At 60.6% G+C, this 26,310-nt stretch carries 25 protein-coding genes; 6 read left to right on the forward strand and 19 right to left on the reverse strand.

All coding sequences use genetic code 11. The annotated features are described in order from the left end of the window. Nucleotides 1–35 precede the first annotated feature (35 nt). A complete protein-coding gene (locus ACSQ8R_RS26725) occupies nt 36–776 on the forward strand; it encodes a GntR family transcriptional regulator (RefSeq protein ID WP_436256358.1) in 741 nt (246 codons plus the stop codon). 232 nt (nt 777–1,008) lie between these two features. Here ACSQ8R_RS26725 and ACSQ8R_RS26730 read toward each other — a convergent pair whose 3' ends face one another. Then, nucleotides 1,009–2,151 (reverse strand): mandelate racemase/muconate lactonizing enzyme family protein, encoded by a 1,143-nt coding sequence (locus ACSQ8R_RS26730; protein WP_436256359.1) that lies wholly within the window; start codon nt 2,149–2,151, stop codon nt 1,009–1,011. 141 nt (nt 2,152–2,292) lie between these two features. Between ACSQ8R_RS26730 and ACSQ8R_RS26735 the strand changes: the two genes are divergently transcribed. Next, on the forward strand, nt 2,293–3,210 hold the full coding sequence (locus ACSQ8R_RS26735; protein WP_436256360.1) for a LysR family transcriptional regulator: 918 nt from the start codon (nt 2,293–2,295) through the stop codon (nt 3,208–3,210). 49 nt (nt 3,211–3,259) lie between these two features. Here the strand turns inward: ACSQ8R_RS26735 and ACSQ8R_RS26740 are convergent, their stop codons facing one another. From ACSQ8R_RS26740 to ACSQ8R_RS26775, 8 genes are all read right to left on the reverse strand, one after another. Then, nucleotides 3,260–4,765, reverse strand: a complete 1,506-nt coding sequence (locus tag ACSQ8R_RS26740) for a tripartite tricarboxylate transporter permease (RefSeq protein ID WP_436256361.1) — start codon at nt 4,763–4,765, stop codon at nt 3,260–3,262. Between the two features lie 2 nt (nt 4,766–4,767). After that, a complete protein-coding gene (locus ACSQ8R_RS26745; protein WP_436256362.1) occupies nt 4,768–5,235 on the reverse strand; it encodes a tripartite tricarboxylate transporter TctB family protein in 468 nt (155 codons plus the stop codon). Between the two features lie 169 nt (nt 5,236–5,404). Continuing rightward, nucleotides 5,405–6,361 (reverse strand): tripartite tricarboxylate transporter substrate binding protein, encoded by a 957-nt coding sequence (locus ACSQ8R_RS26750; RefSeq protein WP_436256363.1) that lies wholly within the window; start codon nt 6,359–6,361, stop codon nt 5,405–5,407. 365 nt (nt 6,362–6,726) lie between these two features. Then, nucleotides 6,727–7,701 (reverse strand): NADPH:quinone oxidoreductase family protein, encoded by a 975-nt coding sequence (locus ACSQ8R_RS26755; protein WP_436256364.1) that lies wholly within the window; start codon nt 7,699–7,701, stop codon nt 6,727–6,729. 14 nt (nt 7,702–7,715) lie between these two features. Further along, on the reverse strand, nt 7,716–8,885 hold the full coding sequence (locus ACSQ8R_RS26760; protein ID WP_436256365.1) for an acetyl-CoA C-acyltransferase: 1,170 nt from the start codon (nt 8,883–8,885) through the stop codon (nt 7,716–7,718). A gap of 21 nt (nt 8,886–8,906) precedes the next feature. Further along, complete coding sequence (locus tag ACSQ8R_RS26765) at nt 8,907–9,728, reverse strand: enoyl-CoA hydratase/isomerase family protein (protein ID WP_436256366.1); 822 nt, start codon at nt 9,726–9,728, stop codon at nt 8,907–8,909. After that, on the reverse strand, nt 9,725–10,495 hold the full coding sequence (locus tag ACSQ8R_RS26770) for an SDR family NAD(P)-dependent oxidoreductase (RefSeq protein ID WP_436256367.1): 771 nt from the start codon (nt 10,493–10,495) through the stop codon (nt 9,725–9,727). Before ACSQ8R_RS26770 ends, ACSQ8R_RS26765 begins: the two co-directional genes overlap by 4 nt. After that, entirely contained in the window at nt 10,485–12,155 is a 1,671-nt protein-coding gene (locus ACSQ8R_RS26775; protein WP_436256368.1) for an AMP-binding protein, read from the reverse strand. The genes ACSQ8R_RS26770 and ACSQ8R_RS26775 overlap by 11 nt, the downstream gene beginning before the upstream one ends. 160 nt (nt 12,156–12,315) lie before the next feature. Here ACSQ8R_RS26775 and ACSQ8R_RS26780 point away from each other — a divergent pair, with 160 nt between their 5' ends. Next, nucleotides 12,316–12,756: a MaoC family dehydratase gene (locus ACSQ8R_RS26780; protein WP_436256369.1), complete on the forward strand. Its 441-nt coding sequence runs from the start codon at nt 12,316–12,318 to the stop codon at nt 12,754–12,756. 46 nt (nt 12,757–12,802) lie between these two features. Here ACSQ8R_RS26780 and ACSQ8R_RS26785 read toward each other — a convergent pair whose 3' ends face one another. From ACSQ8R_RS26785 to scpA, 4 genes are all read right to left on the reverse strand, one after another. After that, nucleotides 12,803–14,461, reverse strand: a complete 1,659-nt coding sequence (locus ACSQ8R_RS26785; RefSeq protein WP_436256370.1) for an MFS transporter — start codon at nt 14,459–14,461, stop codon at nt 12,803–12,805. 361 nt (nt 14,462–14,822) lie between these two features. Then, complete coding sequence (locus ACSQ8R_RS26790; RefSeq protein ID WP_436256371.1) at nt 14,823–15,494, reverse strand: TetR/AcrR family transcriptional regulator; 672 nt, start codon at nt 15,492–15,494, stop codon at nt 14,823–14,825. Nucleotides 15,495–15,577: 83 nt separating this feature from the next. Next, nucleotides 15,578–16,003: a methylmalonyl-CoA epimerase gene (gene mce, locus ACSQ8R_RS26795; RefSeq protein WP_436257293.1), complete on the reverse strand. Its 426-nt coding sequence runs from the start codon at nt 16,001–16,003 to the stop codon at nt 15,578–15,580. A gap of 8 nt (nt 16,004–16,011) precedes the next feature. Beyond that, on the reverse strand, nt 16,012–18,147 hold the full coding sequence (scpA, locus tag ACSQ8R_RS26800; protein ID WP_436256372.1) for a methylmalonyl-CoA mutase: 2,136 nt from the start codon (nt 18,145–18,147) through the stop codon (nt 16,012–16,014). A 112-nt stretch (nt 18,148–18,259) separates the two neighbouring features. Here scpA and ACSQ8R_RS26805 point away from each other — a divergent pair, with 112 nt between their 5' ends. After that, on the forward strand, nt 18,260–18,529 hold the full coding sequence (locus tag ACSQ8R_RS26805) for a type II toxin-antitoxin system ParD family antitoxin (RefSeq protein WP_436256373.1): 270 nt from the start codon (nt 18,260–18,262) through the stop codon (nt 18,527–18,529). Continuing rightward, complete coding sequence (locus ACSQ8R_RS26810; protein WP_436256374.1) at nt 18,519–18,869, forward strand: type II toxin-antitoxin system RelE/ParE family toxin; 351 nt, start codon at nt 18,519–18,521, stop codon at nt 18,867–18,869. The genes ACSQ8R_RS26805 and ACSQ8R_RS26810 overlap by 11 nt, the downstream gene beginning before the upstream one ends. A 59-nt stretch (nt 18,870–18,928) precedes the next feature. Here ACSQ8R_RS26810 and ACSQ8R_RS26815 read toward each other — a convergent pair whose 3' ends face one another. The 3 genes from ACSQ8R_RS26815 to ACSQ8R_RS26825 all read right to left on the reverse strand — a co-directional run bounded on the left by ACSQ8R_RS26815 (nt 18,929) and on the right by ACSQ8R_RS26825 (nt 23,090). Then, nucleotides 18,929–19,300, reverse strand: coding sequence for a hypothetical protein (locus tag ACSQ8R_RS26815; RefSeq protein ID WP_436256375.1), 372 nt, complete (start codon nt 19,298–19,300; stop codon nt 18,929–18,931). Nucleotides 19,301–19,311: 11 nt separating this feature from the next. Then, entirely contained in the window at nt 19,312–21,327 is a 2,016-nt protein-coding gene (locus tag ACSQ8R_RS26820; RefSeq protein ID WP_436256376.1) for an acetyl-CoA carboxylase biotin carboxylase subunit, read from the reverse strand. Between the two features lie 230 nt (nt 21,328–21,557). Then, nucleotides 21,558–23,090, reverse strand: coding sequence for an acyl-CoA carboxylase subunit beta (locus tag ACSQ8R_RS26825; protein ID WP_436256377.1), 1,533 nt, complete (start codon nt 23,088–23,090; stop codon nt 21,558–21,560). A 112-nt stretch (nt 23,091–23,202) separates the two neighbouring features. Here ACSQ8R_RS26825 and ACSQ8R_RS26830 point away from each other — a divergent pair, with 112 nt between their 5' ends. Then, on the forward strand, nt 23,203–24,600 hold the full coding sequence (locus ACSQ8R_RS26830; protein WP_436256378.1) for a helix-turn-helix domain-containing protein: 1,398 nt from the start codon (nt 23,203–23,205) through the stop codon (nt 24,598–24,600). 164 nt (nt 24,601–24,764) lie between these two features. Here ACSQ8R_RS26830 and ACSQ8R_RS26835 read toward each other — a convergent pair whose 3' ends face one another. Genes ACSQ8R_RS26835 through ACSQ8R_RS26845 form a run of 3 tightly spaced genes read right to left on the reverse strand, consistent with a single transcriptional unit; the run spans nt 24,765 to nt 26,297 of the window. Continuing rightward, on the reverse strand, nt 24,765–25,388 hold the full coding sequence (locus ACSQ8R_RS26835; protein ID WP_436256379.1) for a DNA-3-methyladenine glycosylase I: 624 nt from the start codon (nt 25,386–25,388) through the stop codon (nt 24,765–24,767). 3 nt (nt 25,389–25,391) lie between these two features. Then, on the reverse strand, nt 25,392–25,679 hold the full coding sequence (locus ACSQ8R_RS26840) for a YciI family protein (protein WP_436256380.1): 288 nt from the start codon (nt 25,677–25,679) through the stop codon (nt 25,392–25,394). A gap of 36 nt (nt 25,680–25,715) precedes the next feature. Further along, nucleotides 25,716–26,297, reverse strand: coding sequence for a TetR/AcrR family transcriptional regulator (locus ACSQ8R_RS26845; protein WP_436256381.1), 582 nt, complete (start codon nt 26,295–26,297; stop codon nt 25,716–25,718). Nucleotides 26,298–26,310: the final 13 nt, after the last annotated feature.

Here is a 26,310-nt window from a genome sequence, read left to right on the forward strand (position 1 = left end):
GGTAATCACTTGTCGCAAGCGAACGGAGTCTGAAAATGCCACTGAAGAACAACGTCATGACGCTCGACAGATCGCGTCAGGTTGCTGTCCAGGTTCATGAAATATTGAAAGAAAGAATTCTGACCGTTGCGCTTGAGCCTGGTGCCGCGCTTTCGCGCACCGCTCTTCAAGACGAATTCGGGGTCAGCGTGACACCAGTTCGCGACGCCCTTTTGCGGTTGCAGGAGGACGGGCTCGTTGACATCTATCCGCAGTACGCAACCCGTGTTTCGCGGATCAATGTCAATCATGCTCGTCAGGCGCAGTTTCTGCGACTTTCCGTCGAACTGGAGGCCATCCGCAGGCTGATCGCCGAGACACCTGCCGAGACAGCGGCGGCCCTTGCGCACATTCTCAAACAACAGGAGCGTTTTGCCGACCCCGCTGCGTATGACAGATTTGACGCCTTCGACAAAGAGTTTCATCGGGTGCTCTATGTCCGCAGCCGCAATCCGGAACTCTGGAAGGTGATACGCGAGAAGAGTGTCCATCTCGATCGTCTCCGCCGCCTCAATCTTCCCATGCCCGGCAAGATGCAGTCCCTTCTGGCCGACCATCATGAGATCGTGAAAGCCATAGAGAATGCGGATACGGAAGCGGCCGTCGCGGCGATGCGAAAACATCTGTCGGGCACTCTGTCGATAATCGAAGCAATCCAGGTCCGCTTCCCCGACTTCATTCAGGACGACAGCGTCCGAGGCAATTTTCCCCAGAAAGCCGGATCGGAATTGGCCTAGCTGGTCGAGATTCGCACCTGTCGTCATACCGCGATGTCCCACTGTATCGAGCAACCTATATTCCGAGAGCTCAGCCTTCCTGCACCGTCTGGAAAGGGCGCCGCCCCGAAGTCCTTGGCGTGACCTTGCAGCTGCGGCGGTTCCGGCGGAAAATCGCTCACTGGGCCGGAGGCCAGGGCCGGGTAGCTCATTTTCAATACGGTCATCTGGCCCATGGCTGCCCCGACCGCCGTTAGTGGGTAGCGAGGGACCACTGGTCTGTAAGCCAGGGGGCCAACTCTTCGGGTTTCAAGTCCAGGCCAAGGCCGGGCGCATCGGACAAGGCGATACGGCCATCTCCGCCGACGGAGATTTCGCGCAGTGCTAGAAGCGGATTGAAGGTCATGTCGTATTCGACATAGGGATAGCTGGCTGGACCGCCGCCTCGACGCTCGGGCTCGAGCGCGGCCAGATGCAAGGAAGCCGTCGCATTGACGATCGTACCGAAACTATGCGGGATGGTGGGAACATCGTAGGCCATGCCGAGCGCGGAGATCTGTCGGTATCCGGTAAAGCCGCCGCATACCGTCGGGTCGGGTTGGAGGACTGAAAAAGTGTCCGCTTCGAGGAAGTCCCGGAAGGCCGCCGGCGTTCCCAGCGCCTCGCCGCCGGCCAGCGCGACGCGGGAGGTTCGCGCCAACTGGCGGTATCCGGACAGATTTTCCGGCGGCAAGGGCTCTTCCACCCACATCAGCCCGGCATCTTCCATGCGACGCAAGGACTCTATCGCACCGCTCAGTGAGTAGCCCTGGTTCACATCGACCATCAAGCCGATATCGTCACCGACCATGGACCGAAGCTCGGTCACCATGCGACCGTCTTTTGCAGGATTAAGTCCGGCTCGCGGCTTGATCGCCTGGAACCCGCTGCGGAGATAGTTTTCGACCTCGACTGGATAATCTTCGTATCCGCTGCCCTCCCTGATGAATGGCCCCGAAGCGTAGACGAACACGCGGTCGCGGACATGGCCGCCAAGCAAGCCGGCAACCGGCAATCCGAGGACCTGGCCAGCCGCGTCGTGAACCGCCATGTCTATGGCGGAAAGCGCCATGCGACCCGCACCGCGTTTGTCATAGGCCAGCGAAGCCCGCATTTTCTCGAAAATCGGAATACGGTTCAGAACGCTCTCCCCAAGCACCAGGGGCGCGAGCTTGGCTTTGATGAATGCCCCTGCAGCAAAGGGTGAATTGAAGACCTCTCCCCATCCCCGTTTGCCGCATTCGGTGACGACGCTTACCAGCAGAAATTCGCGGCGGCGGATAAAGGTCTGGGCATTACCAAGTGCCGGATCAGGAACAAAACCGAGATGATAGCCCTCGATCTGAGAAATTCTCATGAATGCACACGCTCCTCCATTTCAGCGAGGATAATGGTGCAGGGCGTCACATATTGTCTAACTGCATTTTGACAATTATCCATAACCAGATTGGCATGAGGGCGCTTGTTTCCTGCAAGCCAATTCAAGCGGGAGAGGGACATGCAGATCAGTCTACGGGAGTTCGAACTTTTCGTGGCAACAATGGAATTGGGAACCCTGACAAGCGCCGCCAACGCTCTGGCAATGTCGCAGCCGGCCGCCAGCAAGCTGCTAAGAAACCTTGAGGGCAGACTGGGTCTGCCATTGTTTCGGAGGCAGAATAAGAAACTATTACCTACGCCCGAAGCATTCGATCTCTACCCCGGCTTTCTCCAGGCATTGGCTGCGATGGAAGCCGTGAAGCGAAACGCGGCGAATCTCCGCGACGGCCATGATGGCCAGATCCATATCGTGACAAACCCTGTCGTGGCGTCAAACCTGTTGCCGGAGGCATTGCGTGAATTTCGCGCGCGTTACCCGAATATTTCTCTGATCGTCCGTACCAGGACAACGATGGAAATTTCGGAGCTTATCGCCAAGAACCGCGCGGACATCGGGGTTATATACGAGGCGACGGTCGATCAGTCGCTGGATGTCGAATATGTGAACGAGGACGACGTCGGGTGTCTGATGCCTGAAGGCCATGCTCTCGCAGCGCTGGAGCAAGTCGAGTTGGCTGACCTGAAGGCCTACGACATCATCGCATTGGGCAAGACGCAGCCGGTGGGTGCCGCGCTCCGGCGTATCATGAGCGAAACCGGCATCGAACTACCGATTTCCATTGAAGTATCCCAATCGAACACGGCGTGTAGCTTCGTGAAGGCAGGCCTCGGGGTCGCGGTACTTGATGAGGCGGGGCTCCGCGAAGGCCGCGAGCGTGGCCTCGTTTCACGCCGTCTTCATCCAAGCGCTACCGTAAAGCTCAGCTTGGTGCGCTCGGTCAACCGAAAAGGCTCGCGGTATCTGAATGAACTCGCCGATTGTATCCGCCGGGCATGCAGGAAATCGAAGGAGAGTTCCGGTGGAGCGCTGCGATAGATACGATCGTGCCTCCACGCTCCGATCTCGACCGCGCTGCTCTCCTTCTTCAGTCGTCTTCGACGAACACCTCGGTCCGCTTGCGGGATATCGCAGGCAGGCTGACGGCGACAAGGGTCGCCAGGGCTATCAGTAGAAGTACCGCGCTTATCGGCCGTTGAACGAAGACAAATGGGTCCCCTGCCGAGATAAGCATCGCCCGCCTGAAATGTTCTTCCAGCATCGGCCCGAGGATGAACCCGAGAATGAACGGCGGAAGTTCGCATCCGATCTTGACCAGGAAGTAACCGGCCAGGCCTGCCCCTATGATGACGTTGACGCTGAACGGGCTGTTTTCGACGCTGAACACGCCGATGCAGCAGAACGCGATGATGGACGGAAACAGCACGTCATAAGGTACCCGCAATAGCGTGACCCATATTCCGACAAGGGGAAGATTGAGAACGACCAGCATGGCGTTCCCGATCCACATTGACACGATAAGCCCCCAAAAGAGGTCGGGGTGACTTGTGACGACGTTTGGCCCGGGCACGATACCCTGCATGACCATCGCGCCGATCATCATCGCCATTACCACGTTGGAGGGAATGCCGAGCGAGAGCATTGGAATGAATGAGGTCTGAGCTCCGGCGTTGTTGGCGGCTTCCGGAGCGGCAACGCCTTCGATCGCGCCCTTGCCAAACTCGCTGGAATTCTTGGAGACTTTCTTTTCGACGTTGTAGGCAACGAACGACGAAAGAAGCGCGCCTCCGCCGGGCAATACGCCCAGAAGTGAACCGATTACCGTGCCACGAACGGAGGGGCCGAGTATGCGCGTAAAATCGGACTTTGAGGGCCACAGCCGTCCCACCTTGCTGATCACCCCGCCACCGGAACTGGATGTTTCCAGATTTCGCAGGATTTCACCGATGCCGAACATACCGACAGCGATCGCCACGAAATCGAAGCCGTCAAGGAGATCCAGGCTGCCAAAGGTGAAGCGCGGGGTGCCGGTGTTGATATCCGTGCCGGTCAGGCCCAAAAGAAGGCCGAGGCAAATCATGGCAATCGCCTTGATGACAGAACCCGATGCCAGCGCGATCGATGAGACAAGCCCTACCATCATAAGGGAGAAATATTCCGCAGGTCCGAAGCTCAGTGCCATAGCCGTGAGCGGTCGGGCCACAACGGCAATGACGATGGTGGCCACGGTGCCGGCGAAGAAGGAACTGAGGCCCGCGGCCGCGAGCGCGGGTCCGGCGCGCCCGCGTTGCGCCATCTGATAGCCATCGATCGTCGTTACCGCCGAGGACGATTCGCCCGGCAAGTTGAGCAGAATTGCAGTCGTCGAGCCACCGTATTGGGAGCCGTAATAGATCCCGGCCAGCATAATGAGCGACGTGGTAGGATCGAGGCCAAAGGTGAGGGGCAATAGCATTGCCATGGTCGCAAGCGGGCCGATGCCGGGAAGAACCCCGATTATCGTTCCTAATAACACCCCTAGAAAGCAGTAGAGCAGGTTGACCGTTTGAAAGGCACTGGCAAATCCAAGTTCCAAATTCGCAAATATGTCCATCGTTATTGACCGCCAATCCAAGTGCCGACGATCGGGATCGGAAGACGAATGCCGAAACCGAAGATCGCAGTACAGAAAATCGCTATGCCGAGTGCAATAATTCCACCTCTGAGAGGGTTGGCTTCGCGTTTCCCGAAGAATGCCAAGAAGGACGTGACGAACACACACAACGGCAATCCGAGTTCGTCCAGCAAGTTAGCGAAAATCAGAATCGCCGCGGTGATAAAGGCGATTGCCCGGTGCGGTATCTTGCCGAACTCGATGCTCTGAACCGTATGGAAACTTCGTCCTATCATCACGGTGCCAAGCAACGCGAGCAGTCCCGAAAGAATAGCCGGGAAGTAACCCGGGCCCATGCTAAGCGCCTCGCCCATTGGCAGGGTCTCGTAAGCCGTGACCCCATACAGGACGCCGACACCGAGGAAGACGGCTCCCGAAACGAGATCGCTGGTGTTAATTTGTTTCTTCACCTGTCACATCCAAATCGTGGCTGGTAGGGCGTGTAAACGGCGCACAGCAAAGTTCGCCCACGGCCGAGGCGCTGATTGCCAAATCAAGCCCTGGCATCGGCACCTGCGATGCCAGGTATATGTCGATGCTCGGCCCCGCTACCGCCGGAAGCGGGGCCATTGCATCGGCTCACTTGGGACGCTCACCGCTGCGTTCGATCACGCCGGCCCATTTGGTGATCTCCTTCTCAAGCCATGGCTTGAATTCGGCCGAGTTGCCGCCGACAGGATTGAACCCTGTCTGAACCACTTTCTCCTTGATTGCACCCTCCCGTAAAGCGGCGCTTGCTGTCTCGCTCAATTGTGCGAGGACCTCGGGCGGAAGACCCTTCGGACCTATCAGCCCGAAGAAGGGGGTTGCGTCAATCGCCGGGAATCCGGCCTCCTTCATCGTCGGCACGTTGGGAAGCAGCCGGGCACGTTCGGGGCCCGTGACCGCCAGCGCGCGGAGTGAGCCCGACTCGACGAAATCTCTCGCTGAAGCGACTACCGGAAAGGCCATCGCAACGTGGCCCCCGACGACGTTCGTCAGAAAGCCCCCGCTGTTGAAGGGGACATGGACAATGTTGGCGCCGGTCGCTTCCTTGAACTGCTGGCCCGCGAGGTGAGGCGCGCTACCGACACCGGTGGTGGCATAGCCAACCTTTCCGGGCTCGGCTTTGGCCAAAGCGACCAGCTCCGATATGTTCTGGGCCTTGACGGCTGGATTGACCACAAGCACCAGCTGGGCTGTCGCCATGAGGGATATCGGGGTAAAATCCTTTATCGTGTCGTAAGGTAAAGCTGCCCCGACCAAGCCCGGATTGATGGCGAAGGCGGTATCTATGAAGCCAAGCGTGCGCCCGTCGGGCTTCGCGGTGGCGACGGCTCGGGTCCCGATCTGGGTACCGCCGCCAGCCCGATTGTCGATCACGACCGTAACCTTCAGCTTCTCTTCGAGCCCCTGTGCAAGCAGCCGAGCCAGATTGTCCGTTGCCGCGCCAGGCGCGTAGGGAACAACGATTCGAATTGTCCCGCCCTCAAGGGTTTCGGCACTGGCAAGGCCTGGCAGAAGCACTGCGGCGACCGCAAGGATCGCAGCCCTCATGAGACCCCGCACTTCGCGTAAATAGAAATTCATAATAGTTCCTCCATCTCAACTGCGACGGACGAAAAGTCGCAATTCCTCCAGATCCATTGTCACATTGAGATAAAACTACGCATATTGTCTAACTGCTATTTCGCAACAATCCATAACCTAACTGGCATGCTGGCATCTGGCCGTCAATTCGAGGCCGATGACGGCTTCCGATGCAGATACATACAGTTCGGGAAGCTGAAGCGGCGAAAGACGGGATAGCAGCATTGGGCGATGTTGACTGGCACAAGGAGTGCCCCGCGAAGGACGTTGGCTCGTATGCGGCATGAACGGCCGGCACGCATACGAAGCTGCACAACGCCCTGGGACACGATCTATCGAAGCAGAACTACCAGTTTCCCCGCCCGCGCCCGATGGGTCGTCGTCTCAAGAGCTTCTTTTGCCTGGTGGAATTCGAACAAGGCAGTGATGGGCGGAGCAAGTCGGCCCTCCAGGACCTGTCGGAAGAGTTCTTCGCGCCGCCGCCGCGCAGCGTCCGGATGGGTGGCAACGAAGTGCCTGAGATCGACGCCCACCAATGAGGCGCTCTTGAGAAGCGCAAGGTTTGACCGGATCGTGGGGATGGAACCTGCCGCGAACCCGATGACGAGATGCCGTCCCTCCTTTGCGAGGGAGCGGAACAGTGTCTCGCTCAGCGAACCTCCCACCGGATCGACGACGACGTTGACACCCGCTGGCGCATATCTCCTCAGTTCGTTGCGCAGGTTCGGGTCCGAAGGTGATAGGGCGACGGTTGCGCCCAATTCCATGGCTCGCGAATGTTTCGAGGGATCGGAAACCAGTGCTATGACACGCGCGCCGAGATTTCGTGCGATCTGGAGGGCGGCAGATCCTACGCCTCCTGCAGCTCCGGCCACGAGAACGGTCTCTCCGGGTTTCAGTTGTCCTCTTTCGACCAAGGCGTAGCTTGCCGTCTGGTAGTCGACAATCATCGCCGCCGCGGTGACCATGCCGAGTTCGGCCGGAATAACGTCGATCTCAGCCGCCGGCACGATCGCACATTCCGCGAGTCCTCCTCCCAACTGCCAGGCGACGACACGTGCTCCGATCCGGATATCCTGAACGTCCGGACCAATCATATCGACGACCCCGGCGATCTCTCCCCCGGGCGTGAAGGGCAATGTCGGGATCATCTGGTAGCGGCCAGCGACGATTAGCCCGTCAACGAAGCCAAGCGCCACCGCCTGCACCCTGATCCGCACCTCTCCCCGGCCCGGACTCGGGTCCACCACCACCTCGTGCGCGAAGTTCTTCAGCGATCCAAGTTCGTTGCCTGAGAAGCGACGCATCTGAGTATCCTGTGTTAGTGAAAGAGTTCGATGGCGACAGCGGTTGCTTCTCCGCCCCCGATGCAGAGCGAAGCCACACCCTTGGACAGTCCGCGGGCCTTCAACGCAGACAGAAGCGTAACTGCCACCCTTGTTCCGGAGCAGCCGAGGGGATGGCCCAGAGCGCAGGCGCCGCCGTTCACGTTGAGCTTCTCATGGGAAATACCGAGGTCGCGCATGGCCACCATGGGAACGATCGCAAAGGCCTCGTTGATCTCGAACAGGTCCACCTCATCCACGCTCCAGCCGATCTTGTCGAGCAGCCTTCTGATCGCGAAGACGGGAGCTGTGGTGAAGAGGCTAGGTTCCTGTGCGAAGCCCGCCGTACCGCGGATGTAGGCGAGTGGCTGCGCCCCAAGCTTCTCGGTGGTCGATAGCCGTGTCATGACTACCGCTGCCGCCCCATCGGATATCGACGCGGAACTCGCGGCGGTGATGGTTCCGCCTTCCTTGAAAGCAGCTCTTAGCTGCGGGATCTTATCGCGCTTTGCCTTTCCTGGCTGCTCGTCGGTATCAAGTTCTCCGACGGCCACGATTTCCTCCCGCAGCGCGCCATTGCTGATGGCCTTCGTTGCCCTGTCGAGACTCTCCATCGCATACGCGTCCTGCTCGGCGCGAGTGAACTGGTAGGCTTCGGCTGTCTGCTCGGCGAACGTGCCCATCGAGCGGCCTCGGTCGTAGGCATCCTCCAGTCCGTCGAGGAACATGTGGTCGATAATCTGACCATGGCCCATGCGCGCTCCGCCGCGATGCTTTTCAAGCAGATAGGGGGCGTTGGTCATGCTCTCCATGCCGCCGGCGACGGCAAGCCGGACGCTGCCTGCAGAGAGAGCGTCATGAGCCATCATGATCGTCTTCATGCCGGAGCCGCAGACCTTGTTCACAGTCGAGCAAGGAACAGACCAAGGCAGCCCGGCCCTGTGGGCGGCCTGCCTCGCCGGAGCCTGGCCCAGTCCTGCAGGCAGGACGCAGCCCATGAACAGTTCATCCACCGCGTCCGGCTGCACTGAGCCCCGCCGCAGCGCTTCTTCGATCGCGATGCCGCCGAGTTCGGGGGCATGCAGGTTCTTCAATCCGCCCTGAAACGACCCGATGGGAGTCCGGGCCGCGGATATGATCACGATGGGATCCTGTTCGGTCTGCATCTTTGCTTCCACTCTTCGAGTTCATTTTGTCGTTCTGCGGGACAGGAACGCTCCGACCCCACTCTGGAACGACTCGGACTTCCAATGTTCCTCGAGCGTCGCGATCTCCGCTTCCAAACCATCCGAGAAGTTCTGTTCATCGACCATGGAAAGGAGCATCTTCGCTCTGCGCATCGACTCGGTGTCGCCGTGCGTCATCGCCAAGAGGTGTCTCTCCGCGGCGGCAAGAAGGTCCGCATCATCTACAACATCGAAGGCGAGACCCCAATCCCGCGCTGTCTGTGCGTCGATCGACTCTGCGCTCAGGATCAGCCATTTGGCGCGCTGCCATCCGATCGCGCGCGGCAGGCGCACGGTTGACCCACCTCCCGGAAGCAGGCCCTTCGAGAGATGGGCGTCGCCGAACGTCGCCGATTTTGCTGCAATGACTATGTCGCACGCCAGCGATATCTCGATGCCGCCGGCGCGGGCGGCTCCGTGAACGGCGGCGGCAACGACGAGATGGGACTGCTCGATGCGGATCGTCACCTGACGGAAGAGGTCAAGCAGTTTCCTCACACCGCCCGGGCCATTGCCAAGAAGCTCGTTGAGGTCGGCTCCTGCGCAGAAATGCTGGCCTGAGCCATGCAGGATGATGGCTTCTACGCCCGGTGTGGCTTCGGCCCTTTCCAGCGCGTCGAGGATGAGTTCCAGGGTCTCGGAGTCAAGGGCGTTCGCGCGCTCCGGCCGTGACAAGGTGATCCAAGCGATGCGCCCGTCATGCTCGCAAAGCTGGTTGATGCGCTCGCGCGGAGCGGCGGCGAGATGGACTGCAGCTTCGTTCACTGTATCCTCCACGGTCATGCGGGAAGCCGCGCTCCGCCGTCAAGGCGGATGAGCGAGCCGTTGAGATAGGGGTTCTCGACGATGTGCCTGACGAGCATTGCGAATTCCATCGGCAGTCCCATGCGCGTCGGATAGAGCAGCGCGCGCTTGAGCGCCTCGATGCCCTTTCCGGGGATCTGTTCGAACAGTTCGGTACCGAAGAGGCCCGGGGCCACGGCTACACAGCGTACCCCATGTTCTGCGAGATCGCGTGCGACTGGGAGGGAGAGAGCCGCGACTCCGGCCTTGCTGGCGGCGTAGGCGGCCTGACCCTTCTGCCCGTCCTCGGCCGCGACCGAGGCCGTGTTGATGATCACGCCGCGTTCACCGGCCTCGCCAACGGGATTGTTGTTCACCATCCGCGCTGCGGCAAGCCGCATCACGTTGAAGGTGCCGTTGAGGTTGATGTCGATGACCCTGCGCCACAGATCGAAGTCGTGGGGATCTCCACGCGACACGATCTTCGCCGACGAGGCTATGCCCGCGCAGCTCACCGCGGCTCGTAGCGAGCCAAAGCGAGTGATCGCATCATCGAAGGCCTGCTCCAGTTCCTCGGGATCTCTGATGTCTACCGCAGCGGCGACACTGGTGTCCGGCGCGAGCTCCGCCTGCAGTTCCTGCAGCCTTTCCTTGTTGAGGTCGAGCAGCAGCAGGTTGGCGCCTGCGTCGTGCAGCGCCTTGGCGGTCGCGCGCCCGAGACCCGAAGCGGCTCCGGTCACAGCGCACAACTTTCCTTCAATCAGCATTTGCGGTTTCCTTCGTCTCCAATGTTTCTAGAGTTCCCTCGCGGGCCTGCTGCCGCACGACGAAACGCTGGATCTTCCCGGACGGCGTCTTGGGGAGACTCGGAACGAAATGGATCCTTCGCGGGTAGGCGTGGGCGGCAAAGTTCTGCTTGACGTGTCCCTGCAGTTCCTTGGCGAGCGCCTCTGAAGGAACCACTCCTGAACGCAAGACGACGGCAGCTTCGAGTACCTCGCCCCTCACAGTGTCGGGGATCGCGATCACCGCCGACTCGGCCACTCCCGGATGCGTGGCAAGAACCGATTCCACCTCGAACGGACCGATCCGGTATCCCGCCATGATGATAATGTCGTCATCACGCGAGCTGAAGTAGACATATCCCTCGTCATCGATCCTGGCGAGGTCACCCGAGAGATACCACCTTCCGTCGCCGGCGAACTTCTCCTGAGACTTGGCGGGCTCTTCGACGTACCCGGAAAACCAGGCGAACGGGCTTTCCGACAGATCGAAGGCGAGACGTCCTACCTCTCCTGCGGATGCAAGCTCGTCCTTGTCGAGCCGCAGGACCACAGCGCTCCATCCCGGCATCGGTAGCCCCATTGACCCTTCCTTGAGAGGGCGTTTGAGATCGGGATGGTGATGGTTGTTCACCAGCATGCCAGCTTCCGTCTGCCCGAAGTGGTCGTGCACATGAACGCCGAGAGCGCCCTTGCTCCAGGCATTTACCTCCGGAGTGAGGGGCTCTCCGGCGCTGCTTGCACAACGCAGCTTGGTCGGAGGAGGCGTCATTCCCGACCCAATCAGCGAGCGATAGACAGTGGGTGCGGCGGTGAAGTTGGTGACGTGGAACTGCGAGAGGACCTTGTACGTGAGTTCGGGCGAGAACCCGGCGCAGAGCATGATCGAAGGCGTCCCCGTGGTGAGTGTCGCAAGCACGCCGAAATACAGCCCGTAGCCCCAGCCCGGGTCCGCGGAATTCCAGAAGACGTCCTCGGATCGCAGCCCGAGCGCGAATTCGGCATAGGCCTGGAACCCGGCAAGCGCTTTCGCCGGAACGACCACGCCCTTAGGCTTTCCGGTCGTGCCGGACGTGTAGATCTGGATGAACGCGCCGTCCCCACCGACAGCCACGCTCGGCGTGCCGGGCTTCCCTGCCGACAGCAGCGTTTCGAACGACAGATCGCCATCCACGGCCGGAGCCGTGGTCATGACCCGCCAAGTCCTCGCGGCGGTCTCTTGTTCGATCAACCTCAGCTTGGGCCGCTGCGATGCGTCGCACGCCACGAGTTTCGCGCCGCATGAGTCGAGCCGGAACTGGATCGCAGGGGGAGCGAAGGCAGTGAAGAGCGGAACATGCACTGCGCCAATCCTCCAGATGGCAAGGATAGTGGCGAGATATTCGCGACCCTTGCCCATGAGGGTCGCGATACGGTCGCCGCGCCTGATACCAAGATCAAGGAACGACGCGGCCAGCCTTTCGGATTCGGCGCGAAGTTCGCCATATGTAAGCACTGAGTAAGAGAGATCGTCGCGGATGATGGTGTTTGCCGCGGCCTCTTCCGGATGCCTGTCGCAGAGATGCCAGGCTACGTTGAGGTCTTCGGCGGAATAGGTCTCCACGAGTTGCAGGACGCGGTCCCAAGTGGATTTCGCAGTGTTCATAATTGCCTCCCATGTTTCGACGAGCTCCACCTCATCGACTGTACTGAACAAGTGTTCAGGACGCTACGAGTCCGCTGTACACTTGTCAAGTGAGGTTTTCGTCTTACAACATCAGGCCCGGCTATCCGCCCGGATGGCCCATGCATAAGGGAGAAGCGTGGTGGACACTGCTCGGGACGGGCGTAGCGCGGCACCTGCAATTGGACAGAGATTTCAGAGAATATTCCACTTCGATGAAGCGGGAATCAGAGCGTTTGCGTCAACCGCAGGCGACACGAATCCGCTTCATCATGACCGCGAGGCCGCCGGACGCTCGCGGTATGGCGGGATCATCGCCAGCGGGACGCACTATACGGCCCTCATGATGGGCCTGGTGGCGGATCATTTCACACATGACGGCGAGGCGGTCGGACTCGAGTTCAGCTTCCAGTTCAAGAAAGCTGTCTCGGCCGGATCGACGATGGTGGCGGAGTGGACGTTCATCGAGATGGAAAGAAACGACAAGCTCGGCGGCGACATCGTGTACCTCGGTGGAACGCTTAGCCGCGAGGAGGTCGTGCACGTGACGGCGGCTGGAAAGGTCCTGTTTGTTTATCGGTGAAAGCTTGTGGCTGCGGCTTGTTCTGCCGCAGCCCTCTTGAAGGCGATCAGCCCTTCGAAATGTCGGTGCCTCGCGTCTCCCGGGCGAAGACGAGGCTGAGCACCATGCAGACCGCAGCAATGCCGACGGGATAGTAGAGACCGGCATAGTTGTTGCCCGTGGCAGCGACGATCGCGAAAGCCGTTGCGGGAAGGAACCCCCCGAACCACGCTGCGCTGAGATGATACGGGAACGACATCGCGGTGTATCTGATGCGCGAAGGGAACATCTCCAGGAGAGATGTCGTCGTTGGCGCGAACACCATGGCTCCTAGCGCCAGAAGAACGCAGAGCAGAGCGATGATGACCGGAGCGTTGATCTCGTCGGGATTGGCGCTGCCGAGCGGATAACCCGCTTCAGTCAGAACCTGTTTCAGCTCGGCGTCAAAGCGGGTCTTCTGTGTGGCAGCATCCGCGGCGTCGGCGCGATAACTGGGGATTGTGCGGTCGCCGATGCGGACTGAGGCTGCGGATCCTGCGGCAGCGTCCTCGCTGCGATAATTGAGGCCAAGTCCGGTAACTGCACCGATGCCCACGTCACACGAATTCGTGAATTTCGCGGTACCGAGCGGATTAAATTGGAAGGAGCAGTCCTGCGGATCCGCGACGATCGTTATCGGAGCACGCTCCTGTGCCGCCTCGAGCGCGGGGTTTGCGAAATGGGTGAGCCCCTGGAAGGCCGGGATGGTCACTAGGGCGGCAATCAGGTAGCCGACGACGTAGACGGGCTTCCTGCCGATCTTGTCCGAGAGCCTGCCGAAGACCACATAGAGCGGCGCGGTCAGAACGGTTGCCGTGATGAGCATCATGTTGGCCGCGAGGTTTTCCACCTTGAGTACCTTGGTCAGGAAGAACAACGTGTAGAACTGGCCTGTGTACCAGATGACGGCCTGGGCGGGCAGGATGCACAGCGCGGCGATGATGATGACCCTGACGTTCTTCCATGTCCCGAAGGTCTCGGCCAACGGCGACTTGGAAGCCTTGCCTTCCGCCTTCATGCGCTTGAACTCGGGTGACTCGTCAAGCTTCAGGCGAATCCAGAGCGAAACGCCAAGCAGTACGATCGAGATCAGGAATGGGACACGCCAGCCCCAGAGAACGAATGCGTCCGGCCCCAGAGCAAGGCGCAGGGGAATGATCACCGCAACTGCAAGAAGGAACCCGATCGCCGCTGTCATGATGATGTAGGCGGTGTAGGTCGCACGTCTATCCGCAGGCGCATGCTCCGCCACGTAGACCATAGCGCCTCCGAACTCGCCTCCCAGCGCCAGGCCCTGCAGCATGCGCATGGTCACGAACAGGATCGGAGCGGCCACGCCGATCGTCGCATATGCTGGCAGCAGCCCGATCAGGAATGTCGAACCGCCCATGAGTACGATCGTCACAAGGAAGGTATATTTGCGGCCAACGAGGTCTCCGAGACGGCCGAAGACGATGGCGCCGAACGGGCGGAGCATGAAGCCGGCAGCGAAGCCCAGCAGTGTGAAGATGAAGCCCGCCGTCGGGTTTACGCCCGAGAAGAACGCCTTCGCGATCTCGCTGGCCACCAGTCCGATCAGAAAGAAGTCGTAGAACTCGAATACTGTTCCAAGCGAAGCAGCCAGAATAACTTTCCGGTCTCTCGAGGATATGCCCTCGGTCCGCGTCATTGTCTCAACATGTGCCATCTGTTTCCTCCCAGTCGATGTGGAGCGCGGATGATGCCTATCATCGCCCGTGCATGGTTCGTGGCCGAGCAGAAGCATTCGACTGGAGGTGATCCACGCCGTTGCATTGGCTGCAGGGATTTCATTTCGTTGAAGCTGATATGTGATGTCAGTTGTGCCCGGTCGGCTTCACGCAGACAGAGCAGTCCTCCTGTTCAGTCCCCTCCATCAAAGCTGAACAACTGTTCAGCGATATTAGAGCTGACTGTACAGTTGTCAAGTCGTTTCGATGGGCCGGAGAGGGACGACCTCCGCAGGGAGGACGCCAAATCGGCACTCCTCCGAGTGGAGCGGAATATCTATACCGGGAGAGGCTGGCGAATCAGGTGCCCGCGGGGCTGAAGAGCTTGAGAAGCGTGCCTTCGCAGTCCTCTCTGAGTGCACGGTAGCTGTTCTCCCAGTCCGTGTCCTGCAGCCACTGGATAAAACTGCCCTCGACGACGGCGCGGGCGCGCCTTGCGGCCACGGCAATATCATCTACCTCGAATAGACCAGCCTGCACCCCCTGCCGGATCACGCTTGCGTAAGTGCCGTCGATATGGGTGCGCAACAGATCCGCAAGTTCGACGAACGTAGATTCGCGTGTCGAGTACTGCACGAGGTCGAGGTAAATGAGGTGGAAGTCGCGGCTTGGCTTGGGTCCCAGGAAGACGCCGTCCATCAATGCCGAGAATGCGGCACGCGCGTCGTCGATGCTGGCGACCTTTCGCGCGATGCGGCGGACTGTTCCGGCCAGCGCCCAGCGCATCGTCTCCATCACGAGAGCATCCCTCGACTTGAAGTGATAACCGATCAGGGCGGGACTCACATCCAGTTCCTTCGCAATCCGGCGCAGGGACAGTTGCTGGGTCCCGATCGTCGCCATCGCCCTATAGGTGCCGCGGATGATCCGGATCTCGTGCGTGGAGTAGGTTGGAATATCGATGCCCGGCAGAAAGTGCTCGTCCGCGACAGAGAACGGGGAGGGAGCGGATGTGTGTTTTTCTGCGTTCACTTGCACTTCTAGCCTGACTTCGAACAGGGACCTGCCTTCATATGCTAGGACCCGCCCGGGGGCGTCAAGTGCCGCTTCGATCGTCAGTGCGGGGGCGATTCCGTCGTCGATACCTGCTCGAATTCGGTGAGGACGCCGAACAGGTCCGAAGGATATGCGAAGACGACGGGATTCCCGTGAGCTCCGATCTTGGGCTCGCCCGAACCCAGGACGCGTATGCCGCTCTCTCTGAGATCGGACACGGCGGCCCCCAGGTCTTCCACGTCAAAGCACACATGGTGCATCCCGCCGCCTGGGTTCTTCTCCATGAACCGCTGGATTGGCGAGCCATCGCCGAAAGCCTCCACCAGTTCCAGTTTCAAGTTCTCGAACTCCATGAAGCTGACTCGCACCCCATGTTCCGCAAGCTCCTGGGGCTCCGAAACCGTGACGCCCAGTTTCCGATAGGTGGCGCTGGCTAGTTCGAGGTTCGGGACGGCAATGGCGATGTGGTTCACTCTTGTGATCATCATGACCCTCAGATATTGCGCCTCTTGCCCTCGAGCAGATCGAGTATCCTGTTTGCGGCATCGAGGACATTTGTGCCGGGGCCGAAGACGGCGGCGATGCCGTGGTCCGTCAGGTAGTCGTAGTCCTGGCGGGGCACGACGCCGCCGACCACGACGATGACGTTTTCGGCGCCTTTCTGCTTCAGCGCCTCGACCAGCTGCGGGGCAAGCGTCCTGTGGCCGGCAGCAAGCGACGACATGCCGACCACCTGGACCTTTTCCCGGATGGCCAGGTCCGCCGCTTCCTCCGGCGTCTGGAACAGCGGGCCGGCGAGAACCTCGAAGCCGATATCGCCGAACGCCGACGCGATCACCTTGGCGCCGCGGTCGTGGCCGTCCTGGCCGAGCTTGGCGACCATGATCTTCGGCCTGCCAGACTTTTCGGCATAACCGGACAGGCGATCGACGATCGTCTTGTATTCCGGATCGTCCTCGTAGGCAGGTCCGTAGATATCGCTGACCACCTCCGGCACGGCGGAATGGCCGCCGAAGGCCTGGCGCATCGCGTCGGAGATTTCACCGACGGTGGCGCGGGCACGAGCCGCCTCGATCGCCACCTGCAGCAGGTTTCCCTCGCCGGTCTCGGCCGCCTCCTCCAGGACGGCGAGCGCCGCCGCCACGCGCTTCGGATCGCGCTTTCGGCGGACCTCCTCCAGCCGCCTGATCTGGCCTTTGCGGACGGCGGTATTGTCGATCGCGAGAATGTCGATCGGCTCCTCGTTTTCCAGCCGGTACTTGTTGACGCCGACGATGATTTCCTCACCCCGGTCGACGGCGGCCTGGCGACGGGTGGCGGCTTCCTCGATCAGCCGCTTCGGCAGGCCGTCGGCGACCGCCCTGGTCATGCCGCCCATCGCCTCGACTTCCTCGATCAGCGCCCAGGCCTTTTCCGCAAGCTCGCTGGTCAGGCTCTCGACATAATAGGAGCCGGCCAGCGGATCGACGACCTTCGTCACGCCGGTCTCGTGGGCGAGGATCAGCTGGGTATTGCGGGCGATGCGGGCCGAGAAATCGGTCGGCAGCGCCATCGCCTCGTCGAGCGCGTTGGTGTGCAGCGACTGGGTGCCGCCGAGCACCGCCGACAGTGCCTCGTAGGCGGTGCGGATGACGTTGTTATAGGGATCCTGCTCCTGCAGCGACACGCCGGATGTCTGGCAATGGGTGCGCAGCATCAGCGACGACGGCTTTTGCGGCTTGAACTCCTCCATGATCCGCGACCACAGAAGGCGGGCGGCGCGCAGCTTGGCCGCCTCCATGAAGAAGTTCATGCCGATCGCGAAGAAGAAGGACAGCCGGCCGGCGAACTCGTCGACGCTCAAACCCTTGGCGAGTGCGGCCCGGACATATTCGCGGCCGTCGGCCAGCGTGAAGGCGAGCTCCTGGACGAGCGTCGCGCCCGCCTCCTGCATGTGGTAGCCGGATATCGAGATCGAATTGAACCTCGGCATTTCCCTGGCCGTATATTCGATGATGTCGGCGACGATCCGCATCGAGGGCTCGGGCGGATAGATATAGGTGTTGCGGACCATGAACTCCTTCAAAATGTCGTTCTGGATGGTCCCCGACAGCTCGGCCCGCGAACAGCCCTGTTCCTCGCCGGCGACGATGAACGAGGCGAGGATCGGGATGACCGCGCCGTTCATGGTCATCGACACCGACATCTCTTTCAGCGGGATGCCGTCGAACAGGATCTTCATGTCCTCGACCGAGTCGATCGCCACGCCCGCCTTGCCGACATCGCCCTCGACGCGGGGATGGTCGCTGTCGTAACCGCGATGGGTGGCGAGGTCGAAGGCGACCGACAGGCCCTTCTGGCCGCCGGCGAGATTGCGGCGATAGAAGGCGTTCGACGCTTCGGCGGTCGAGAAGCCGGCATATTGGCGGATCGTCCACGGCCGGCCGGCATACATGGTGGCGCGCGGGCCGCGCACGAAGGGCGCAAAGCCCGGCAGGCTGTCGAGATGGTCCACGCCCTCAAGGTCTTGAGCGGTATAGAGCGGCTTGATGTCGATGCCCTCAGGCGTGTGCCAGGTCAGCGTGTCGGGCGAAGCCTTCAGCTCGCGCTCGGCAAGCGCCTGCCAGTCGGCGAGGGTTTTCCTGGTCATCGATGCGATCCTTTTCTGAAGGCGCCGCGTGTCGGCCGCTTGCCGAACATGGTGAAATTGACCCGACCCGTGGTCGGAGGTATTCTGGCGGCCTCAACCGGAGCGCCCTGCCATGTCCGTGAAAGCCTCTGTCTCGCTCTCCTTCCAGCAGGAAGAGTTCGCCCGCAAGCTGGTCGAAGACGGCCATTTTCCAAGCCTGACCGCCGTCGTCGAGCGGGGGCTGGAACTGGTCCGTGAGGAGACCGAGATGCGGGAAGAGGATCTCGAAGCGCTGAGGGCGTTGATCGAACGCCGGCGCCGGGGCCGGTTTCTCTCGGAAGAGGAAAGCCATGAGCGCATCGAGGCGCTGATCGCGGCGAAGAAGACTCAGTATGGCCTATAAGGTCGAACTTTCGGAAGAAAGTGAGATCGATCTCGACCAGATCTTCGATCATCTCGTTGATGCACATATGCGGTTGGGCCAGCCACTTGAAGATGCGGTTGAGCAAGCTTCTGAACGCATCCGGCTCATCCGCAACGATATCTTCGGTATTGGACGAACCTCTTATCAGGGAACATTGTCCCCTGATATTGCTGAGGGTTTGCGTCACGTCACCAAGAACCGCGCGATCATCTATTTCGATGTCCATGAGAGCAGGGGCATCGTTCAAGTCATTGCCGTGTTCTTCGGTGGGCAGGACCATAAACGCCATATGTTGAAACGGATTCGTACCCTCAAATAATAGGGCGGTGGCTAGCAGCTTCCGTGTATCAACTGTCACAAATCTCTGCATGGCCGCACTTACTTGGTTTCCACAGTTGAAAGGGGATAATCCTCAAATCCAGCGACATCGCCCGCGCCAAATCCGCTGACGGCGTAGAAGTAGTTTCTCTTGAAAACGAGGTTGGCGCCGTCGAATACCGAGCACAACACTTCCGCCACTTCGTCATTGCCAACGCGAGAGACCTCACAGCTCACGCTGTTTGGATCAGTGGTGATTCTGGTTATGTAGTCCCACTTGTAGTCCTCAATCGCCTTCCTCTTACCGAAATTGACGAGTTGGGGATCCGTCATTTCATAGGTCACGAACAAGAGGAAGACGATCCATATCGCGGAAGCTGTAATGATGTTTGAAACCAAATAGATGACTAGCCATTTGGCCGTCCATTTCACCCATCCTCCCATCACTCGAACTCCATGATCAGCTCGTCGACCGCCAGGCTTTGTCCCTGGCTTGCTGCGACGCGTTTGACGATGCCTTGTCTCTCCGCCTTCAGCACGTTCTCCATCTTCATCGCCTCGACGGTGGCGAGCGTCTGGCCGGCCTCGACGGCGTCGCCGGCTTTCACGGAGACCGAGGTGATGACGCCGGGCATGGGGCAGAGCAGCATTTTCGAGGTGTCCGGCGGCAGCTTTTTCGGCATCAGGCGGGCAAGTTCGGCGACGCGCGGCGAACGGACGCGGGCGGTGACATCCATGCCGCGCCAGCGCAGCCGGATCGCCGAGCCGATAAGGTTGACCTTGATCCCCATCGTCTCGCCGCCGACATGGAAGCGGGCATGGCTCTGCCCCGGCAGCCAGCCGCTGGCGACGGAAAGCTGCGTTCCATCGGCAAAACGGACGGCAAAACGGACGCCGGCGCCGTCAGGCCCGGTTTCCAGCGTGACGGCCTCCTCGAAGCCGGCAAGCGTCGCCACCCAGTCCCTGCCGATCACCCGGCGATGGTTGCCGATCGTACCGGAAATCTGTACCGCCCGCTCCTGCAGGGCCTGATGAACCAGGACGGCGACGGCGGCGAGCTTCTTTGCCGCCGCCGCGTCCGGATGCACGCCGGAAAAACCGTCCGGGAATTCCTCGGCGATAAAGGCCGTGGTGATATTTCCGGAACGGAAACGAGGGTGATCCATGACCGCCGACAGGAAGGGCAGGTTGTGGCCGATACCGTCCACCTCGAAATCGTCGAGCGCCTTGCCCATCGCATCGACAGCCGCCAGCCGGTCGGGCGCCCAGGTGCAGAGCTTTGCGATCATCGGGTCGTAATACATGGAGATCTCGCCGCCTTCGAAGACGCCGGTATCGTTGCGCACCACGGTGCCATCGTCCTGCCGGCCTTCCGCCGGCGGGCGGTAGCGGGTCAGCCGGCCGATCGAGGGCAGGAAGTTGCGGTAGGGATCCTCGGCATAAAGCCGGCTTTCGATCGCCCAGCCGTTGAGCTTCACGTCATCCTGCCCGAAGGACAGCTTTTCGCCTGACGCAACCCGGATCATCTGCTCGACCAGATCGATGCCGGTGACCAGTTCGGTGACCGGGTGCTCGACCTGCAGGCGGGTGTTCATCTCGAGGAAATAGAAATTTCTGGCGCCATCGACGATGAACTCGACCGTGCCGGCCGAGACATAACCGACCGCCTTGGCGAGTGCGACCGCCTGTTCTCCCATGGCTCGCCGGGTTTCCGCGTCGAGGAACGGCGACGGGGCTTCCTCGATGACCTTCTGGTTGCGGCGCTGGATCGAGCATTCGCGCTCGCCGAGATAGAGCGTGGTGCCATGTTGGTCGCCGAGCACCTGGATTTCGATATGGCGCGGCTGGTCGACGAATTTTTCGATGAAGATGCGGTCGTCGCCGAAGGAGTTCTTCGCCTCGTTGCGGGAGGACTGGAAACCCTCGCGGGCCTCGGCGTCGTTCCAGGCGATCCGCATGCCCTTGCCGCCGCCGCCGGCAGACGCCTTGATCATCACCGGATAACCGATCGACGCGGAGATCTTTACCGCCTCTTCCGCATCCTCGATCAGGCCCATATGGCCGGGCACGGTGGAGACGCCGGCCTCTGCCGCGATCTTCTTCGAGGTGATCTTGTCGCCCATCGCCTGGATGGCGTTGACCGGCGGCCCGATGAAGGCGATGCCGGCCTTTTCCAGCGCCTGCGCGAAGGCGGCGTTTTCCGACAGGAAGCCGTAACCCGGATGCACCGCATCGGCGCCGGTCGCCCGGATCGCATCGAGGATCCTGTCGATGACGATATAGGACTGGGACGACGGCGCCGGACCGATATGAACGGCCTCGTCGGCCATCTTCACATGCAGCGCCTCCGCATCCGCATCCGAATAAACCGCCACCGTCTTGATACCCATCTTCCTGGCCGTCCTGATGACCCGGCAGGCGATCTCGCCACGGTTGGCGATGAGGATTTTCTGGAACATGCAATCTCTACCGATCAATCAGGAAATTCAGGGTTTCGCTAACGCGCGTCCACTTCAAGCGGGCGTGGGAGAGCGTTGCGGGCAAATCGACAATGCAGAGGCACCAATCCATTTCATGGTCGTGCTGAAGCCAGCGCAAGCTATCGGGGCCGCCTGTAAGTCGCGCTAGCTCGCGCGGCGTGGTGTATGTATTTTCACCGTCGAGAACGTGGCTGCACATCGGTTCACCTCTACAGCGGGATCGTGTCATGTTTCTTCCAATGGGTCGTCACCTGCTTGTTGCGCAGCGAAGCGAAGGCGCGGGCGATGCGGCGGCGCGACGAATGGGGCATGATCACCTCGTCGATAAAGCCGCGTTCGGCGGCCACGAACGGGTTGGCGAAACGCTCCTCGTATTCCTTCGTCCGCGCCGCGATCTTCTGCGGATCGCCGAGTTCCGAGCGATAGAGGATCTCGGTCGCGCCCTTCGCGCCCATGACGGCGATCTCGGCCGTCGGCCAGGCATAATTGACGTCGGCGCCGATATGTTTCGAGGCCATGACGTCATAGGCGCCGCCATAGGCCTTTCGGGTGATCAGCGTCACCATCGGCACCGTCGCCTCCGAATAGGCGAACAGAAGCTTGGCGCCGTGCTTGATGACGCCGCCATATTCCTGCGCCACGCCCGGCAGGAAACCGGGGACGTCCACCAGCGTCAGGATCGGGATCGAGAAGGCGTCGCAGAAGCGCACGAAACGCGCCGCCTTGCGGGATGAGTCGATATCGAGGCAGCCGGCCAGCACCATCGGCTGGTTGGCGACGACGCCGACCGTCTGGCCTTCCAGCCGGAGGAAACCGGTGATGATGTTTCTCGCATAGGCTTCCTGGATCTCGAAGAAGTCGCCCTCGTCGGCAATCGCGAGGATCAGTTCCTTCATGTCGTAAGGTTTGGCGGCGCTATCCGGGATCAGGCTGTCGAGGCGGTTCTCGATGCGGGCCGGGTCGTCGTGGAAAGGTCGGACCGGCGGCTTGTCGCGGTTGTTCAAGGGCAGGAAATCGAAGAGCTGGCGGACGGCTTCGAGCGCCTCGATATCGTTCTCGAAGGCGGCATCGGCGACCGAGGATTTTTTCGTATGGGTGCCGGCGCCACCGAGTTCCTCGGCCGTGACGATCTCGTTCGTCACCGTCTTCACCACGTCGGGACCGGTGACGAACATGTAGGAACTGTCGCGCACCATGAAGATGAAATCGGTCATCGCCGGCGAATAGACCGCCCCGCCGGCGCAGGGTCCCATGATCACCGAAATCTGCGGCACGACGCCGGACGCCTCGGCATTGCGGCGGAAGACTTCCGCGTAACCGGCGAGCGAAGACACGCCTTCCTGGATGCGGGCGCCGCCGGAATCGTTCAGACCGATCACCGGAGCGCCGACCCGGACCGCCATGTCCATGATCTTGCAGATCTTCTGGGCATGGGTTTCCGACAGCGAGCCGCCGAGGACGGTGAAATCCTGCGAGAAGACATAGACCTGGCGGCCGTTGATCGTGCCCCAGCCGGTGACGACGCCGTCGCCGGCGACCTTCTGCTCCGCCATGCCGAAATCCACCGCGCGGTGGGTCACGTACATGTCGAACTCCTCGAACGAGCCTTCGTCGAGCAGAACCTCTACTCTCTCACGCGCCGTCAGCTTGCCCTTCGCATGCTGCGCATCGATACGCTTCCTGCCCCCGCCAAGTCGCGCCTCCGCACGGCGTTTTTCCAGTTGTTCCAGAACTCGCTGCATCGGGTCCTCCCTTTCATATTTTTCTAGGAGAGGCCGGACGCGAAGAAAAGAGTTGAACATGTGTACAGGAGAATTTACAAAGACTGAAATATGAATTTGTGAAATTGCAAATATGGCGATCGGAAAACTATTCATCGGCAAGAGCGTGCGTGAGCTCCGGCTTTCCCGGAAGTGGAACCAGAGCCAGTTCGCCGAGCGTCTTGGGATATCGACGAGCTACCTCAACCAGATCGAGAGCAACAGCCGCCCGGTTTCGGCCACCGTGCTCCTGGCGCTCGTCGACAAGTTTCAGCTTCAGGTGTCGGAAATCGCCGGCGGGGAGGGCGACCGCCTGTTGTCCGCCCTTTCCGAGGCGCTGAAAGACCCGCTCTTCGAAACACTCGCCCCCACCGTGCAAGACATCAAGCTCGTGGTGCAGAACGCACCCGGCATAGCGCATGCGCTGATACTCGCCCACCAGGCCTACAGGCGGACCACCGAACAGCTTGCGGGGATTGATCAAGAGCTTGCGAAAGGGATGTCCGAGCCAACTCCCTATGAGGAAGTGAGGGACTACTTCCACTTCGTCGATAATTACGTGCACGATCTGGACGTGGCGGCAGAGCGTCTGGCCTCGACCCTCGGTTTGCAGGTGGACCCCTTCGGCGCGATGAAGAGGGAACTCGGCAAATGCGGTGTCTCGGTGCTCCAAGCCGCCCATGAGGGATCACTACGGAGCTTCGACGCAAAAACATCGACGCTTTACCTCAACAGACATTCCCCGGCGCAGACCCAGCTTTTCCAGATGGCGGTGCAGCTCGCCCAGGTGGAGTTCAGCGGACCGATCGCGGAGATCGTTGCCGGAGCCGGATTCAGGACGGCCGAGGCAGCGGAGATCTGCAAGGTCGGGCTGCAGAATTACGTCGCCGGAGCGCTTCTGATGCCGTACTGTCAGTTCGCGGACGCCGCGGCCGCTCTGCGACATGACGTCGAGCTACTCGCCCTTGAGTTCAACACATCGATCGAACAGGTCTGTCACCGTCTTTCGACATTGCAACGTCCGGGGCGCAAGGGTGTGCCCATGTTCTTTGCCCGAATCGACCGCGCGGGTAACATCACCAAGCGCCATAGCGCCACGAAGCTGCAATTCGCGCGCTTTGGCGCGGCGTGCCCCGTCTGGAACGTCCATCAGGCATTCGAATCCCCGGGTAAGATACTTCGGCAGATGGCGGAGACTCCGGACGGGGGGAAGTACCTTTCGCTCGCCCTCCAGGTAACCAAACACTCGGGAGGATTCCATGGCCAGCACATAGCATATGCGCTAGCCTTCGGGTGCGAGATGAGCAACGCCGAAGCGTTCGTCTATGCAGATGATCTTCGCGACACTGCGCGACCGGTATTCGAACCCATTGGGATATCGTGCCGGATCTGCGAGAGAACGCGGTGTCCGAGCAGGGCGTGGCCTCCTATGAAGGGTCGTATCGGTGTCGATCATCATCAGAGAATGACAGTGCCGTACGAGATAAGTTGAAGATGTTAAACGGCTGCACCGCCTCGCGCACGCTCGCGATTCCAATGCGGCCGAAAATTCGCGGTGTTTCACAAGATGGTAGTCGCTCGGCATGACAGAGCGAGGATCGTCACAGAAACCGTCTTGAGTGACTACCCGGCGAGAGGCGAATATACGGGTCAGGTTCAAGTCCGCCGGATCGCGGTCGGGCGCCGGAAGGCTGCCCTGGCTACCGCGGCCTTGTCTCTAATGATGCAGCCCTCAGTGTGATCATTGATCAGGCCCATCGCCTGCATGAAAGCGTAGACGGTGGTGGGGCCGACGAAGGACCAACTGCGTCTCTTGAGATCTTTCGACATGGCGATGGACGCGGCCGACACCGACGCCGTCTGTGGAGGCGACAGCTCGGACGACTTCGGCTCGAAGCGCCAGACATAGGCGGCCAGCGATCCCTCCTGCTTTACGAGTTCCTGAGCACGCCGCGCGTTGTTGACGACGGCCACGATCTTCCCTCGGTGGCGCACGATGCCGGGGTCCTGCACAAGGCTTTCGATATCAGCGTCCGCAAATCGCGCGATATGATTGAAATCGAAGCCGAGAAAGGCGGCTCGAAAGTTCTCCCGCTTGGCCAGGATCGTGCGCCAGCTCAAACCGGATTGAAAACCTTCCAGGCAGAGTTTTTCGAATAGGCGGTTGTCATCGTCGACGGGAAAGCCCCACTCTCTATCGTGATAGGGCAGAAATTCCGGAGCGGCAGCACACCAACGGCAGCGCGGCTGCCCGTCCGGGCCTGGGATCGTCGCGCTCATTCCTCAAGCCTTTAAAAAAGCCAGGCGATCATCTGTGCGGCCGGGTGCGATTTCGAGGATGTCGGCGGTGACGACATCTTCCACAACAAAGGGGTCTTGCTGAACGCGTGTTTCCAGATCGGCGCGAGAGGTATTGTGTGCGAGAACCGCCCCGCCGGCGCTTGGCTGAATGCTTCCGCTGAGGAGGAAAATGCCCTCGTCGAAGCCTCGCTTGAGCCAGGCATTGTGCCCTTCCATCAAATGAGGTGCTTTAGCCTTGCTGGCGGAGAATTTGAGCGTGACGACGAACATAGGTGGCTCCTCAGGAATTCTGGACGGAAACGGTTTTTAGAGGATTGATGACGTGGGTTGCTGTGCTGCCAGCCATTGGCACATGTCTTCAACCTCACGGCGCACGAACGCCTCATCGCGAAACGCGGTCGCGAGCGCGGCCACACCCTGGCTGCGCATGAGAATGTGCATGGCGAGCTCATCGGCGCCGGTTTCGTGGCCAATGTCTCTAAACTGGCGCGACAGCCAGTCGCGGAACAAGGTGAACAGCTCGGCCGCTCTGTTCTTGGCAACATGATCGAGCTTGGCGAGTTCATTGCATAGCGTTCCGACGGGGCAGCCGTGGGCCATGATCTTTGCGCGGTTCATGATGAGGAGGTTGATGAAGCTGCGGATACGGTCGGTCGAGGATTTCGCCTCAACCTCCCACCGATCGAGCATCGCCCTTGTCTTTGAAAGGCGATGGGTGATCACGGCTTCGAGGATCTCGTCCTTGGTCCTGAAGTGATAGTAGAAGTTCCCACGCGAAAGCCCCACGACCGCCGCTATGTCTGCAAAGGACGTCGCCTCGAAACCTCGCTCGTAGAAGAGCCTGTCGGCTGCTTCAACAATCTGCTGTCGCGTCGTCGTGGCCACCAAATTCCGACTCCTC

Origin of the sequence: Neorhizobium sp. LjRoot104, assembly GCF_964253725.1 — a bacterium.
Classification (GTDB): Bacteria; Pseudomonadota; Alphaproteobacteria; order Rhizobiales; family Rhizobiaceae; genus Neorhizobium.

What these genes read in the sequence shown, in the direction of transcription:
- ACSQ8R_RS26725 (WP_436256358.1), top strand. Translation starts at nt 36, where the DNA reads ATGCCACTGAAGAACAACGTCATGACGCTCGACAGATCGCGTCAGGTT.
- ACSQ8R_RS26730 (WP_436256359.1), bottom strand. Translation starts at nt 2,151, where the DNA reads ATGAGAATTTCTCAGATCGAGGGCTATCATCTCGGTTTTGTTCCTGAT.
- ACSQ8R_RS26735 (WP_436256360.1), top strand. Translation starts at nt 2,293, where the DNA reads ATGCAGATCAGTCTACGGGAGTTCGAACTTTTCGTGGCAACAATGGAA.
- ACSQ8R_RS26740 (WP_436256361.1), bottom strand. Translation starts at nt 4,765, where the DNA reads ATGGACATATTTGCGAATTTGGAACTTGGATTTGCCAGTGCCTTTCAA.
- ACSQ8R_RS26750 (WP_436256363.1), bottom strand. Translation starts at nt 6,361, where the DNA reads ATGAGGGCTGCGATCCTTGCGGTCGCCGCAGTGCTTCTGCCAGGCCTT.
- ACSQ8R_RS26755 (WP_436256364.1), bottom strand. Translation starts at nt 7,701, where the DNA reads ATGCGTCGCTTCTCAGGCAACGAACTTGGATCGCTGAAGAACTTCGCG.
- ACSQ8R_RS26760 (WP_436256365.1), bottom strand. Translation starts at nt 8,885, where the DNA reads ATGCAGACCGAACAGGATCCCATCGTGATCATATCCGCGGCCCGGACT.
- ACSQ8R_RS26765 (WP_436256366.1), bottom strand. Translation starts at nt 9,728, where the DNA reads ATGACCGTGGAGGATACAGTGAACGAAGCTGCAGTCCATCTCGCCGCC.
- ACSQ8R_RS26770 (WP_436256367.1), bottom strand. Translation starts at nt 10,495, where the DNA reads ATGCTGATTGAAGGAAAGTTGTGCGCTGTGACCGGAGCCGCTTCGGGT.
- ACSQ8R_RS26775 (WP_436256368.1), bottom strand. Translation starts at nt 12,155, where the DNA reads ATGAACACTGCGAAATCCACTTGGGACCGCGTCCTGCAACTCGTGGAG.
- ACSQ8R_RS26785 (WP_436256370.1), bottom strand. Translation starts at nt 14,461, where the DNA reads ATGGCACATGTTGAGACAATGACGCGGACCGAGGGCATATCCTCGAGA.
- mce (WP_436257293.1), bottom strand. Translation starts at nt 16,003, where the DNA reads ATGATCACAAGAGTGAACCACATCGCCATTGCCGTCCCGAACCTCGAA.
- scpA (WP_436256372.1), bottom strand. Translation starts at nt 18,147, where the DNA reads ATGACCAGGAAAACCCTCGCCGACTGGCAGGCGCTTGCCGAGCGCGAG.
- ACSQ8R_RS26805 (WP_436256373.1), top strand. Translation starts at nt 18,260, where the DNA reads ATGTCCGTGAAAGCCTCTGTCTCGCTCTCCTTCCAGCAGGAAGAGTTC.
- ACSQ8R_RS26810 (WP_436256374.1), top strand. Translation starts at nt 18,519, where the DNA reads ATGGCCTATAAGGTCGAACTTTCGGAAGAAAGTGAGATCGATCTCGAC.
- ACSQ8R_RS26820 (WP_436256376.1), bottom strand. Translation starts at nt 21,327, where the DNA reads ATGTTCCAGAAAATCCTCATCGCCAACCGTGGCGAGATCGCCTGCCGG.
- ACSQ8R_RS26825 (WP_436256377.1), bottom strand. Translation starts at nt 23,090, where the DNA reads ATGCAGCGAGTTCTGGAACAACTGGAAAAACGCCGTGCGGAGGCGCGA.
- ACSQ8R_RS26830 (WP_436256378.1), top strand. Translation starts at nt 23,203, where the DNA reads ATGGCGATCGGAAAACTATTCATCGGCAAGAGCGTGCGTGAGCTCCGG.
- ACSQ8R_RS26835 (WP_436256379.1), bottom strand. Translation starts at nt 25,388, where the DNA reads ATGAGCGCGACGATCCCAGGCCCGGACGGGCAGCCGCGCTGCCGTTGG.
- ACSQ8R_RS26840 (WP_436256380.1), bottom strand. Translation starts at nt 25,679, where the DNA reads ATGTTCGTCGTCACGCTCAAATTCTCCGCCAGCAAGGCTAAAGCACCT.